Source organism: Brachybacterium sp. EE-P12 (genome assembly GCF_003711805.1).
In the GTDB taxonomy this organism is placed as follows: domain Bacteria; phylum Actinomycetota; class Actinomycetes; order Actinomycetales; family Dermabacteraceae; genus Brachybacterium.
Window position 1 is genome coordinate 349,686 of record NZ_QXCP01000012.1, and the last position, 12,480, is coordinate 362,165.

General features: G+C 74.7%; 12 protein-coding genes. 6 read left to right on the plus strand and 6 right to left on the minus strand.

Going from position 1 to position 12,480, the window contains the following annotated elements; translation table 11 throughout:
• The first annotated feature begins 45 nt into the window (after window positions 1-45).
• The 6 genes from D1648_RS17455 (at window position 46) to D1648_RS17480 (ending at window position 6,575) form a co-directional block, all read left to right on the plus strand.
• The gene (locus D1648_RS17455) at window positions 46-597 is read left to right on the plus strand and encodes a hypothetical protein (RefSeq protein ID WP_122943859.1); all 552 of its coding nucleotides are present in this window, start codon (window positions 46-48) and stop codon (window positions 595-597) included.
• 179 nt (window positions 598-776) lie between these two features.
• Window positions 777-1,826, plus strand: coding sequence for a universal stress protein (locus D1648_RS17460; RefSeq protein ID WP_122943860.1), 1,050 nt, complete (start codon window positions 777-779; stop codon window positions 1,824-1,826).
• Between the two features lie 85 nt (window positions 1,827-1,911).
• Window positions 1,912-2,607, plus strand: a complete 696-nt coding sequence (locus D1648_RS17465; protein WP_122943861.1) for a hypothetical protein — start codon at window positions 1,912-1,914, stop codon at window positions 2,605-2,607.
• A 205-nt stretch (window positions 2,608-2,812) separates the two neighbouring features.
• Complete coding sequence (locus D1648_RS17470) at window positions 2,813-3,580, plus strand: copper chaperone PCu(A)C (protein ID WP_241155566.1); 768 nt, start codon at window positions 2,813-2,815, stop codon at window positions 3,578-3,580.
• Window positions 3,577-4,833 carry a Dyp-type peroxidase gene (locus tag D1648_RS17475; protein WP_122943862.1) on the plus strand — a complete coding sequence of 419 codons (1,257 nt, stop codon included), beginning with the start codon at window positions 3,577-3,579 and terminating at the stop codon, window positions 4,831-4,833. Before D1648_RS17470 ends, D1648_RS17475 begins: the two co-directional genes overlap by 4 nt.
• Before the next feature lie 251 nt (window positions 4,834-5,084).
• Window positions 5,085-6,575: a gluconokinase gene (locus tag D1648_RS17480; protein ID WP_122943863.1), complete on the plus strand. Its 1,491-nt coding sequence runs from the start codon at window positions 5,085-5,087 to the stop codon at window positions 6,573-6,575.
• A 351-nt stretch (window positions 6,576-6,926) separates the two neighbouring features.
• On the opposite strand, the gene D1648_RS17485 is transcribed toward D1648_RS17480, so the two are convergent.
• From D1648_RS17485 to D1648_RS17510, 6 genes are all read right to left on the minus strand, one after another.
• Window positions 6,927-8,198 (minus strand): mannitol dehydrogenase family protein, encoded by a 1,272-nt coding sequence (locus D1648_RS17485; RefSeq protein ID WP_122943864.1) that lies wholly within the window; start codon window positions 8,196-8,198, stop codon window positions 6,927-6,929.
• 14 nt (window positions 8,199-8,212) lie between these two features.
• Window positions 8,213-9,640, minus strand: a complete 1,428-nt coding sequence (gene uxaC / locus D1648_RS17490; protein WP_122943865.1) for a glucuronate isomerase — start codon at window positions 9,638-9,640, stop codon at window positions 8,213-8,215.
• 146 nt (window positions 9,641-9,786) lie between these two features.
• The gene (locus tag D1648_RS17495; protein WP_122943866.1) at window positions 9,787-10,788 is read right to left on the minus strand and encodes a LacI family DNA-binding transcriptional regulator; all 1,002 of its coding nucleotides are present in this window, start codon (window positions 10,786-10,788) and stop codon (window positions 9,787-9,789) included.
• 244 nt (window positions 10,789-11,032) lie between these two features.
• Entirely contained in the window at window positions 11,033-11,356 is a 324-nt protein-coding gene (locus D1648_RS17500) for a multidrug efflux SMR transporter (protein ID WP_122943867.1), read from the minus strand.
• The gene (locus D1648_RS17505; protein WP_122943868.1) at window positions 11,353-11,754 is read right to left on the minus strand and encodes a multidrug efflux SMR transporter; all 402 of its coding nucleotides are present in this window, start codon (window positions 11,752-11,754) and stop codon (window positions 11,353-11,355) included. Before D1648_RS17505 ends, D1648_RS17500 begins: the two co-directional genes overlap by 4 nt.
• Window positions 11,751-12,347, minus strand: a complete 597-nt coding sequence (locus D1648_RS17510) for a TetR/AcrR family transcriptional regulator (RefSeq protein WP_122943869.1) — start codon at window positions 12,345-12,347, stop codon at window positions 11,751-11,753. Before D1648_RS17510 ends, D1648_RS17505 begins: the two co-directional genes overlap by 4 nt.
• Between the last annotated feature and the right edge of the window lie 133 nt (window positions 12,348-12,480).

Sequence of the window (12,480 nt, forward strand, 5' to 3'; positions counted from 1 at the left end):
CGTCGATGCCGCGCAGGGCGGCGTCCGGAAGGAGCCCTCGAGTCCATGTCCGCCGTGTCCGAGAACGCATCGTCCATCGATCGGCGCATCGCCGAGCTCCCCGTCGCCGTGGACCTCACCGAGGAGGCCGTGATCCTCGAGGTCGACCTCGCCGGCACCGGCGAGCAGATCTGGGCGCATCTGACCGATCCCGCGCTGCTGGCCACCTGGTCCCCGATCGTGCCGGAGAGTCCGCTGACCGAGGTGGGGCCGGTCCTCGCGCGCGAGAACCCGGGCGAGGACCCCGTCGCCGCGGACGTGCTCGCCACGGCCGGGGACCATGCCCTCAGCCACCGCTGGGGCGACGACGTGCTCGAGTGGCTCGTCGACGAGGCCCGGCTGACCCTGATGATGAAGCTCGCCGAGCCGCAGCACGCCCCGGCGCATCTCGCCGGTTGGCAGGTGTGCCTCGCGGTGCTCGACGCCCGCCTGGACGGCGAGGAGCAGGAGCGGATCGTGGGCCGGGACGCGCTCGAGCACGGCTGGGAGCAGCTGCGCGCCCGCTTTGCCGAGGAGCTCGACCTCCCCGACGGCCAGGCGCCCGGCCAGGAGGCCTGACCGGGGCGCAATCGGCCGGAGCGCATGACGCGGCGCCCCTTCGGGCCGATGGACGGCCTCTCGCAGGACCTCCGCCCCGGACGCGCGCACCGGCTCGGACTACCATCGAGGGACCGACGGCGCACACCCACGGGGGCGGCCCCGTCGGCCCCAGGGAGCCCCCGGCGCAGGAGGTCGAGATGCCCGACGACGACGTCACCGCCCAGCCCGCCAAGACCACCGCCGGCACGCCCGGCCCCGCCGCCGCGCCCGCCGGCGGCCCGCCCGGGAGCGACACCGCCGGCGACGGCCCCCTCGGCGTGGTCGTCGGCTACGACGGCTCCGAGAACGCCGTCCAGGCGCTGCACTACGCCGCCCGCGCCGCACTGCGCGAGGGCGAGCGCCTCACCGTGGTCACCGCCTACACGGTGCCGACCATGTCCTACGCCGAGGCGGCCCTGACCCCGACCGTGCCGGCCGAGGTCGCCCGCCTGAACGCCGCCCGCGAGGTGCTGGACGAGGCGCGCGAGCAGCTGCGCGACTACCCGGGCGAGCTCGCCCTCGATGCGCGCTGGGGCGACGCCGCGGGCGTGCTCGTGATGCTCTCGGCCCGGGCCCGCCTGGTCGTCGTCGGCGCGCGCGGGCGCGGCGGCTTCCTGGGCCGTCTGCTCGGCTCGGTCTCCTCGGCGCTGCCCGCCCATGCGCACTGCCCCGTCGTCGTGGTCGACCGCGGCTACGACCTCGGCGAGGGCGCGGACCGCTTCGAGCCCGTGGACTCCGACGACCCCGTCCTGGTGGGCACCGACGCGTCCGCCCGGGCCGAGGCGGCGCTCGAGGTCGCGCTGCAGGCCGCCGCCCGCCGCGGCGCCGCTCTGAAGGTGCTCATGGTGATCCCGTCCCCGGAGGACTGGGGCGGCTCCGCGGTGGCCTGGCTCCCGGATCCCGAGGTGGTCGAGACCCACCGAGCCAAGGCCGCCGCCGGGCTCGAGCGCCGGCTGGACCAGCTGCGCGAAACCCACCCGGAGCTCACGATCACCAGCGAGGTCGTGGTGGGCGATCCCGCGCAGGAGCTGGTGGCCCGCTCCGGCGAGGCACAGCTGACGGTGGTCGGCACGCGCGGCCACGGCCGCCTGGCCAGCACGCTGCTCGGCTCGGTCTCCCGCAGCCTGCTCCAGCTCGCCGAGGGACCGGTGATGGTGGTGCCGGGTCGGTCGGCGGAGCGCGAGGAGCACGGCCCGCGGTCGCGCTGACCCGAGCCCGGCATGGTCGGGGCCGCCGACGGGCCCACCGCGCGGGACCGGATGCACTCGCGGCCGAAGGGGCAGAATGGGGTCCATGCCCGCCTCCCGCTCCCCGCTGCGCCTCCTGCGCGGGGGCGTCGCCGCCTCGATCGCGATGGCCGTCGCCCTCGGCGGGCATCTCGCGGCCGGCGCCGCGATGCCGGGCTGGCTGGGGATCCTGGTCCCCTGGTGGCTCGCGGTCGCGGTCAGCACGCTGCTGGCGGGCACCCGCTTCTCCCTGACCCGCATGGGGATCGCGGTGCTGAGCAGCCAGGCCCTCTTCCACGGCCTGTTCAGCGCGGGCACGCCCGGCGATCCCGGCCTGGCGCTCGTGGACCCGCCCGGCTCCCACCTCGGCCACGGCGCCGCGCACGGCGGCGGCCACGGCGCCGGGGCGGCTGCCGGTCTCGGGCACGAGGCCCACGGCGGCGGTGACGGGATCGCCGCGGTCGCCGACCATGCCGCCCACGGCAGCCACTCCGACCTGCGGATGCTGGTGCTGCACCTGCTCGCTGCGCTCGTGACCACGGTGCTGCTGCAGCACGGCGAGTCGGTGCTGATGCGCTGCGCGCGCCTCGCGCTCGCGGTCCTCCAGGTGCTCGCGCATCCGCCGCTGCTGCTGCTCATCAGGCTGCTCGTCCCCGAGCGGCCCTCCCGCCCGGTGCCGCCCGTCCCGTCGCTGCGCCATGCCCGGCGCGCGGTGCTCACCCCGCAGCAACGACGAGGTCCCCCGATGGTCCTGGCCGCCTGAGCAGGGACGACGCCGTGCGTCGTCCGTCGACGACGCGCCCTCGGGCTCCCGCGTCCGCGCACCTGAATGCCCTCGCACCCGCTCAGTCGGCCCTGTTCGACCACCGCCCGTCCGGCCTCCGCCGCACGGGACCGTGCCGACCCCTGCCCTCGCGCCCGCCCCTGCGACCGCGCCGTGGCACGTCGGCCCTTCGAGAGGACCTTCCATGTCTGAGCACACCATCATGTCCACCACCCCCACCGCTCCTGCGCCGACGTCGGCGCGGACAGCGGCCTCCCGCTCCGCCCTCCGGCGACCGACCCGCCGGGCCGCGCTGGCCGCGACCCTCCTGCTGCCGCTGGCCGCCTGCTCCGCCGGGGCGTCCGACGATCCCGCCTCGGACCGGGGCGGCGCCGCAGCCTCCGACGGCGGCGGGACGGGCGGCGCCGAGGGCGGTCTCACCCTCGTCGACCCCTGGGTGAAGGCGGCCGAGGAGGGCATGACCTCCGCCTTCGGCACCCTCGTCAACGACACGGGCCGTGATCTGCAGCTGATCGGGGCGAGCACCGCGGCGGCCGGCATGATCGAGCTGCACGAGACCGCGGGCGACGGCTCGGGCGGCATGAGCATGCAGGAGAAGGAGGGCGGGTTCCCCGTCCCCGACGGCGGCGAGCTCGTGCTCGAGCCGGGCGGGAACCACCTGATGCTGATGGACCTCGCCGAGCCTCTGCAGCCCGGCGACGAGGTCGAGCTGAGCCTCGACTTCGAGGACGGCACCGCGCTGACCGTCACCGCGACGGTGAAGGACTTCGCCGGCGCGCAGGAGCACTACGAGCCCGAGGGCTCCACCGGCTCCGGCGCCTCCGACGCGGGCGGCGACCACGGGCACGACGGGCACGGGGAGGACGGCACCGGGCACGACGGGCACGAGCACGACGGCCACGAGGAGGGCACGACCCAGGACGACGCCACCGAACAGGACGGTGACGAGTGAGCGCGCCGGAGAGCGACCGCACCGCCGCGCGTCCGGGCAGACGGCACCTGCTGCGCGCCGGCACCCTCGGCGTCGGCGCGCTCGGCGTCGGCGCCGCAGCCGTCGGCCTGGACCGCTCGCGCCGCGATCCGGGCGGGTCCGCCTCGGGACAGGAGGCGGAGTCCGCCGCCGCGCCGTACGGCGGGGCGACCGTGCCCTTCCACGGCGCGCACCAGGCCGGGGTCGAGACGCCCGCCCCGGCCTCGGCGACGTTCCTGTCGCTGGACCTGCGCGAGGACGTCGACCGTGACGGGGTGCTGCGGATGCTGCGCCTGCTCACCGACGACGCCGCCCGCCTCACCCGGGGCGAGCCGGCGCTCGCGGACACCGAGCCGGAGCTCGCCACCGAGCCCGCGTCCCTCACCGTCACCGCCGGATTCGGTCCGGGGCTGATGTCGCGGGCGGAGCGGACGGCACCGGAGTGGCTCGCACCGCTGCCCGCCTTCGGCATCGACGAGCTCGAGGAGCAGTGGTCCGACGGGGATCTGCTGCTGCAGATCGCCGCCGAGGATCCGCTGACCGTCTCGCACGCCGCACGGATGCTCCTCAAGGACGCCCGCGCCTTCGCCACGCTCCGCTGGGGGCAGACGGGGTTCCGCCGCTCCCCCGGGGTCGAGCGGCCGGGCAGCACCATGCGGAACCTGTTCGGCCAGCTCGACGGCACCGCGAACCCGGCCCCGGGCAGCGACCGCTTCGCCCGGACGGTCTGGATCGAGGAGGGCCCCTTCGCGGGCGGCACCTCGATGGTGGTGCGGCGGATCCGCATGGACCTCGACGGCTGGGACGAGGCCGACCGCGGCGCCCGGGAGGCCGCCACCGGCACCCGGCAGGACAGCGGCGCACCGCTGTCCGGCGGGGACGAGAGCACCCCGCCGGACTTCGAGAAGGTCTCCGCCAACGGCTTCCCGGTGATCGGGGAGTTCTCGCACGTGCGTCGGGCCCGCGGGGTCGATGACGGCGAGCACCAGGAGATCTACCGTCGGCCGTACAACTATGAGCATGCGCCCGCGCCGGGATCTCAGCTCCTGTCGGAGGCGGGGCAGGTGTTCGTGTCCTTCCAGGCCGATCCGCTGGCGCAGTTCCTGCCGATCCAGCGCCGCCTGGACGAGCTGGACCTGCTGAACCAGTGGACCACCCCGATCGGCTCAGCCGTGTTCGCGATCCCGCCCGGCTGCGCGGAGGGGGAGTTCCTGGGGCAGAGCGTGCTCGAGTAGCGGGTCTGTCGCAGGCCCCGTCTGCACAAAGGGGCGTCCAGCGGCACGGTGCGGAGCTGAGCTCCGCGCCGTGCCGCTCAGCGCCCCTTTGTGCAGGGGCCACGCGGCGGCGGCGGGTGGCGGCGGCGGGTGGCAACCCGTGGCGAGGCCCCTGACCGGATACCGGCCCGCTCGTATGCTGGGCGGACCCCCTGCGCACCGAGCAGCCGCCCCGTGCACGCGCAGGCCCCGACGACCGCAGGAGATCATCGATGCCCCGCTTCAACATCCCGGCCGAGGACGCCCAGGGACCGCTGGTCGTCGGGATCGACATCGGCTCCGGCGGCACCCGCACCGCCGTGTACGACGTCTCGGGCCGCGAGGTGGGCAAGCTCCAGCACAAGGAGACGCACGCCTTCACGGTCGACGACGACGGCACCAGCACCATCGACGCCGACCAGATCGTCCAGGAGATCCGCACCTCCCTCGCCGCGGTGCTCGGCAACGGCGAGCTGCCCGGACAGGTGCGCGCGATCGGTTTCGACACCTTCGCCTCCTCCCTCGTCGCCGTCGACGCCTCCGGGAGGGCCCTGACCCCCTGCATCACCTACGCGGACACCCGCTGCCACGCCCAGGTGGGCGAGCTCGCCTCCCGGGTCGACGTCGAGGACCTGCACGAGCGGACCGGCGCCCGCCTGCACTCCTCCTACACCGCGCCGCGCCTGCTGTGGCTGCGCCAGGAGCACCCCGAGGTCTTCGCCCGCACCGAGCGGTTCATGGCGCTCGGCGAGTACGTCGCCTTCAAGCTGCTGGGCGCCCCCGCGCTCGGCACCGCCTCCGCCGCCTGGTCGGGGATGATCGACCGACGCACCGGGCAGTACGTGCCCGAGCTGCTCGAGGCCGTCGGCGTGTCCGAGGCCGCGCTGGGCACCGCGATCGACCCCGACGACGCGCCGCCCGTGGCCGGCACCCCGCTCGCCGCCGAGTTCCCGCAGCTGGCCGACGCGGTGTGGCTGCCCGTGATCGGCGACGGCCTCGCCGCGAACCTCGGCATCGGCGCTCTCGGCACCGGCACCTGGGGCATCTCCACCGCGACCTCCGGCGCGATCCGTCAGCTCCTGGACACCGACATCCCCACCCTCCCCTCCGGGCTGTGGGCCTATCGGGTGGACCGGCGCCGCACCCTCGTCGGCTCCGCGATGAGCGACTGCGGGCGCGTGCTGGACTGGTGCCGCAACGAGCTCGCGATGCCCTTCGAGATCGCCGAGACGGATACCGAGACGCTGTTCTCCGGCCCGCCCTCGTCCGGGACGCCGCTGGTGATCCCGTTCTTCTCCGGGGAGCGCGGCACGAAGTGGCGCGGCAGCTCGCGGGCCGTGTTCGCGAACGTCGGCGCGTCCACGACCTGGAAGGACCTGCTGCTCGGCGCGATGGAGGGCGTGGCCCTGTCGTTCCTGCGCATCGCCGACCAGATGCGCGAGGCCGGCGGGGAGCCCGAGCGGATCGTGCTCTCCGGCGGCATGACCGGCGCGGTCCCCGGCTGGCTGCACCTGCTCTCGGACGCGCTCGCGATGCCGATCGACCACGTGGCCGTCTCCCGCTCGACCATGCGCGGCGCGGCCGTGATGGCCCTCGAGCAGGCCGCGCCCGAGATCCCCGTCGCCGAGGCGCCGGTGCTCACCCGGGTCGAGCCCGTGCTCGCCCACCAGGACTACTACCGCGAGCGCCTCGAGCGCTTCGAGAAGCTCGCCGACCTGGCCTGAGGGGAGAACGGGGTGCGCGCCGCCGGGTCTGCACCCTCCGCGGTGCGCCGACACATCGTCTCGCTCGCCGTCTCGACCGTGGCGTTCTTCGCCGTGCTCCTCGGTATCCCGCAGCGCTCATGACCTGGTGGTGCCGGCGGGAGCGGGCTCGGCGTGGTCACCTGCTGGCGTATGGCGTCCCTCTACGCCGATATCGGCGTAGAGGGACGCCATACGCCCGCACCTGACCATCGCCGGGTATGCCCGGGCATGCTGCGGGAGGTCAGGTGCGCGGGGAGCCCTGCGGCAGGGCCGGGCCAGCCGGACCCAGAGCCGGGACATGCAGGGCTCAGGGTCCGGGGCCGGCCGGGCTCAGGGGCGGGGCAGGCGCTGCTCCTCGGCGACGACGGCCGCGACCAGCGGGTCACCGGCCGGCACGTCGAGCAGGGCGAGCAGGGCGGCGACCCGCTCGGTCGCGTCCTCGAGCCCGGCCGCCGAGGCGATCTCGGCGCTCTTCGGATCCTGCACCTCGTGGCCGCCGCGCACCCGGTCGGTGACCCAGGCGGTCCAGGCGGCGACGGCCGCCACCTCGCCGGGGGCCTTGTCCGGGCCGCCGAGCTCGGCGATCACCGGCAGGGCGCGCACGGGCAGCTTCGCGGTGCCGTCGGCGGCGATGCGGATCAGGTTGTCGGCCAGGCGCGGGTTGCGGAAGCGCTCCTCGAGGGCGGCGGTGTAGGCGTCGAGCTCGTCGGCCGGGAGGGGCAGCGTCGCACGGGCCTCGCTCCACAGCTGCTCGACCAGGGCCCGCACCTCGCGGTGGCCGATCGCCTCGTCCACGCGCTGGACGCCCGCGACCTGTCCGGCGTAGGCCATGAGGGTGTGGGCGCCGTTGAGCAGGCGCAGCTTGCGGCGCTCGTGCACCTCGATGTCGTCGGTCAGCTGCACCCCGGCCTTCTCCCACTCGGGGCGACGGCCGCGGAAGCGGTCCTCGATGACCCATTCGGTGAAGGGCTCGGTGACCACCGGGACGGCGTCGGCGAAGCCGGTCTGCTCGCGCACGGTGTCGGCGGCGCCGTGGTCGGCCGAGGGGGTGATGCGGTCGACCATGGAGGAGATGACGTCGACGTGGTCGCCGAACCAGGCGGCGGTCTCCTCGTCGAGCTCGGCGCGGACAGCCTTGCCGAGCACCTCGCCGTTGCCGGTGAGGTTGTCGCAGGAGACCAGCGCGATCGGCTCCTCGACACCGGCCTCGCGGCGGGCCTTCAGGCCCAGGGCGAGACGGGCCGGGGCGGAGGTCGCGGGGTCGGAGCCGGCGGCGTAGCCCTTCTCGGTGATGGTCAGGGTGACCACGGCCGTGAAGGGGTCGGCGAGCAGCGCGACCAGGGCGTCGACGTCGGCGGCGGGGTGGACCTCGTCGATCACGTCGAGCACGCTGACCTCGTCGGCCTCGGGGCCGCGCACGATCAGGCCGTACCTGCCGCCCTGTGCGTTCAGGGCGTCGGCCATCGCGGCGGAGCGGCCGGTGAAGGCGACCACGGACCAGCCGCCGGCGACGGCGGTGGCCTGCAGGGTGTGGGCGCGGGCGAAGTTGCCGATCCCGAGGTGGACCAGGCGGCCGACGTCGGAGGGTGCGGGAGCGTTCATGGGGAGGGTTCCTCTCACGCGGACTCGCCGAGGCGGAAGACCTCGCGAGGCTGCTGGGTGGGCAGGGTGGCGACGAGCTCGACGGCGTCCTCGAGGCGCATGCGGTGCTCGGCGACGAGCCCTGCCAGGTGGGTCGCGTCGAGGCGGCGCGACATGTCGTGGCGCGCCGGGATCGAGCAGAAGGCACGGGTGTCGTCGATGAAGCCGCTGGTGCGCGTGTAGCCGAGGGTCTCGGAGACGGCGCGGCGGAAGCGGAGGATCGCATCGGGCGAGTCGATGAACCACCACGGCGCACCGGCGTAGACGGAGGGGTACACGCCGGCCAGCGGCGCGATCTCGCGGGAGAACACCGTCTCGTCGATCGTGAACAGCACGGTGCGGAAGCCCTCCGAGTGGCCGACGTCGTTGAGCATCGGGCGCAGGTGGTGGACGAAGTCGACGGCGACCGGGATGTCGAAGCCGACGTCCGCGCCGAACTTGTCGAACATGGCGTCGCAGTGGTTGCGGGCCACGGCCGGGTGCAGGGTCATCACGAGCCCGTCCTCGGCGGCCAGGCGGGCCTGGTCGGCGAGCAGGTGGCGGCGCAGCGCGGTCGCCTCGTCGGCCCCGATGGTGCCCTCGCGGGCGGCGGTGTAGAGGCGGCGTGCGTCCTCGAGCGGGAGCCGCTCGGTGCCGGGGTCGATGTGGGCGTGGTCGGAGGAGACCGCGCCGTGGTCGCGGAAGTACAGGCGGCGGATGCGCATGGCCTCGAGGTGGCCGTCGTAGGTGCCGGTGTCGACGCCGGCGGCCTCGCCGAGGGCGTCGGCGAGCTCGCGGAAGTCGGCGCGGGCGGGCTCGAGGTACTTGTCGGGCCGGAAGGTGGGGATCACGCGGCCGGCGAAGGAGGTGTCGGCGGCGAGCGCGTCGTGCGGGGCGAGGTCGTCGACCGGGTCGTCGGTGGTCGCGAGCACCTCGATCTTGAACTGGTCGAACAGGGCGCGGGGGCGGAACTCGGGGCGGGCGAGCTTCTCGGCGATCTCGTCGTACATCGCATCGGCCGTGCGCGGGTTTAGCACGGTCCGAAGGCCGAACACCTCGGAGAACTCGTGCTCCATCCAGTAGCGCGAGGGGGTCCCGGCGTAGGCGTGCCAGTGCTCGGCCAGCAGGTGCCAGGCCTTGCGGGAGGCGGTCTCGTCGAGCGGGCCCTGGCCCACGCCGAGGTCGACGAGGTCCACGCCGCGGGCGTGCATGAGCCGGTTCACGTAGTGGTCCGGGGTGATGAACAGCGAGGTCGGGTCGCGGAACGGCTCGTCGTCGAGCAGCAGCCGAGGATCGACGTGCCCGTGGGGCGACACGATCGGCTGGTCCTTCTCCAGCTCGTAGAGGTTGCGTGCGATCTCGCGGACGGCCGGGTCCGCGGGCAGGAGGCGGTCAGGGTGCGGGACGAAGGCGTCGTTGCTCATGGCGCCATCCTCGCAATCATTCGCGGCGGCGACGGACGGTTGTCACGGGTTGCCGGGGAAAGCGCCGTCCGCCGGGCTGATCGGCGCACCTGCACCCGGCCGACGGGCGCCCTGCACCCGGCCGAGGGCGCGACGGGCGCGCCGCCTCAGGGGACCTCGCGCGGCCCGGTGGTGCCGCGGGGCACGAGCCGCACGGGCAGCGAGCCCTCGACGGGCGTGCGGTGGGCGGAGGGGTTCTCGATGCGGCGCACGAGGCGCTCGACGGCGGCGCGGCCCTGGGCGCGCTTGGGGCTGACGACGGTGGTGAGCCCCCCGCCGACGAGCCGGGAGAGCTGGATGTCGTCGTGCCCCATGACCGACAGCTCCCCGGGCACGCTGATCCCGGCGCGCAGGGCGGAGATGAGCAGACCGAAGGCGACCAGGTCGTTGTAGCAGATCACCGCGTGGGGCAGGGAGTCGCGCAGCTCCTCGAAGGCCTGCTCCCCGCCCGCGGTGGTGGGGGCGAAGGGGCCGTGGCGCTGGATCTGCAGGCCGTGCTGGCGGGCGGCGACGCGGGCGGCGCGCCACCGCTCCCCGTCGGACCACGAGTTCACGGGCCCGGCGACGTAGGTGACCGTGCGCAGACCGTTCTCGGCCAGATGGGTCATGGCCTGGCCCATGCCGTGCTCGAAGTCGGGGGTGACGGAGTCGAGGCCGGCCACGCGCCGGTTCAGCACGACGACGGGGATGCGCTTGGAGAGGTGGTTCAGGGTCGCGTCGGACTGCCGGGTGCCCGAGAGCACGATCCCGTCGACGACGTCGACGGCGCTCTCCAGGCTCGAGCGCTCGCGCGCCTCGTCCTCGACGGTGTCGAGCAGGAGGAGCAGGAAGTCCTGCTCCTGCGCGGCCTCCTGCATGCCGGAGACGAGCTCGGCGAAGTAGGGGTTGGTGAGGTCGGGGACCTCGATGCCGAGCCGGTGGTGGCGGTGGCCGCGCTCCTGCGCGGGCGGGGCGGAGGTGCGGTAGCCGAGCGCCTTCGCGGCCTCCATCACCTTGGCGTGGGTCGCGGCGCTGACGCGGCCGGGCCGGGAGAACGCCCGTGAGACGGTGGACGGGGCGACGCCCGCCTCCTTGGCGACGTCGTAGATCGTCACGCGCTTGTCCGCCACTCGGCCGGCTCCGTTCCTCGCCTGCTCGGCACTTGTCCATGTGCGGGACGCTCCCCCGGTCCCGGCGCGGCGCCGACGGTCGTGCGGGCGCCCGCTGTCCTCGGCAGAGCTTACCCCGACCAGTGGGCAACCAGCGGCAACCGGTCCGCGGCGGGAGCGAGCGCCGCGAGGCCGCCCGCGACCCTCGTCCGAGGTGGCGGCGGGATCCGCTCTCGGGTCGGCGAGCCAGCGGGATCCGACGGCGTCAGCGCACCCCGCCGAGCTCGACGAGCATCACGCCCGCGACTATCAGCCCCATCCCAGCGAGCATCAGCGGGGTGAGCGGCTCGCGGAACAGGATCCTGGACAGCACCGCGGTCAGGACGATGCCGACCGCGACCCAGACGCCGTAGGCGACGCCGAGCGGCATGCCGAGCGAGAGCGCCCCGGAGATGAGGGCGAAGGCGGCCAGGTAGCCGAGCACGAGCGGCACGTACCAACGACGGTCGCCCCCGGTGGAGGCCATGCGCAGGGAGAGGGTCCCGCCGACCTCGGCGAGGACGGCTCCGGCGAGCAGCAGCCAGCTCATCGCGCCTCCTCCCCGCCGGCGTGGACGGCGCCCGTCGCGGCCACGGGAGACGCCGCCGCCCCGTCGGCCGCCTGCTGCGCACGCTGGGAGCCGATCTCGACGACCGACACCCCGGCGGCGACCAGCACGAAGCCGGTGACCTTCAGGACGGTGAGCACCTCTCCGAACAGGAGCGCGGAGCCGGCGGCGGCGAGGACCACGCCCGCAGCGCCCCAGATGCCGTAGGCGACGCCGAGGGACATCCCCCGCCGCAGCACCTGCCCCAGCAGCGTGAAGGCGAGCACGTATCCGGCGACGACCAGCACGTACAGCGCGGGGACGTCGAGCGCGCCGCGCAGCGAGAGGGTCGCGGTGACCTCGCTGAGGATCGCTGCGACCAGCAGCAGCCAGGCGGTCATGCGTCACCTCCGAGCAGGTCGCGGGCGAGCTCGCGGATCCGCTCGAGCTGCCCCTCGGGGCCGACGTCCAGCCCACTGGCGCGGTCGAACCAGAGCCCGTCGGCCATGAGCCGCACCGCGAGGAGCCGGTCGCCGCGCCCGGCGTCGGTCCCCTCGGGGATGCCGAGCCAGCGGTCGAGCTGCTCCTCCCAGCGTTCGGTGAGAGTGACGCGCAGGTGGGGGTCGGCGAAGATCACCAGGTCAGCGGCATCGATCGCGCCGGTGCAGGCCCAGTCGAGATAGGCGAGCACGCGCTGCTCGGCGGGAGCCTCGGCGAAGTCCTCGATCTCGGCGCCGTGGCGCGCGGCGACCAGGGCGAGCATCTCGCACTCGTAGCGCGCGGTCATCCGGTCGAGGATCGCGCCGAGCAGCTGCTCCTTGGTGGAGAAGTGGTACATCAGGCCCGGCTTGGTGACCCCGGCGGCGCGGGCGGCGGAGTCGAGGGTGAGCGTGCCGCCCTCGCCGAGATGGGCCTCGGCGGCGTCGAGCATCGCCTCGCGGGCCGAGGGGCGGTGCGCGGGGCGGTCGTGCGGGCCTGTGCGTGCGGGAGCCATGGAACCTCCGGATCCGACGGGAACGCTCGTTACTTTACCGTCCGGATGGCCAAGTAACGCTAGCCGGATGCGACTCCGGCGTGAAGGAGTTCTCCTCGCTCGGCACCACCCCCCGGCACAGGCGCCCAGCGGG

Bases quoted from the DNA above. Each gene is read 5' to 3' on its own strand.
- D1648_RS17455 (WP_122943859.1), top strand. From the start codon at position 46: ATGTCCGCCGTGTCCGAGAACGCATCGTCCATCGATCGGCGCATCGCC.
- D1648_RS17460 (WP_122943860.1), top strand. From the start codon at position 777: ATGCCCGACGACGACGTCACCGCCCAGCCCGCCAAGACCACCGCCGGC.
- D1648_RS17465 (WP_122943861.1), top strand. From the start codon at position 1,912: ATGCCCGCCTCCCGCTCCCCGCTGCGCCTCCTGCGCGGGGGCGTCGCC.
- D1648_RS17470 (WP_241155566.1), top strand. From the start codon at position 2,813: ATGTCTGAGCACACCATCATGTCCACCACCCCCACCGCTCCTGCGCCG.
- D1648_RS17480 (WP_122943863.1), top strand. From the start codon at position 5,085: ATGCCCCGCTTCAACATCCCGGCCGAGGACGCCCAGGGACCGCTGGTC.
- D1648_RS17485 (WP_122943864.1), bottom strand. From the start codon at position 8,198: ATGAACGCTCCCGCACCCTCCGACGTCGGCCGCCTGGTCCACCTCGGG.
- uxaC (WP_122943865.1), bottom strand. From the start codon at position 9,640: ATGAGCAACGACGCCTTCGTCCCGCACCCTGACCGCCTCCTGCCCGCG.
- D1648_RS17500 (WP_122943867.1), bottom strand. From the start codon at position 11,356: ATGAGCTGGCTGCTGCTCGCCGGAGCCGTCCTCGCCGAGGTCGGCGGG.
- D1648_RS17505 (WP_122943868.1), bottom strand. From the start codon at position 11,754: ATGACCGCCTGGCTGCTGCTGGTCGCAGCGATCCTCAGCGAGGTCACC.
- D1648_RS17510 (WP_122943869.1), bottom strand. From the start codon at position 12,347: ATGGCTCCCGCACGCACAGGCCCGCACGACCGCCCCGCGCACCGCCCC.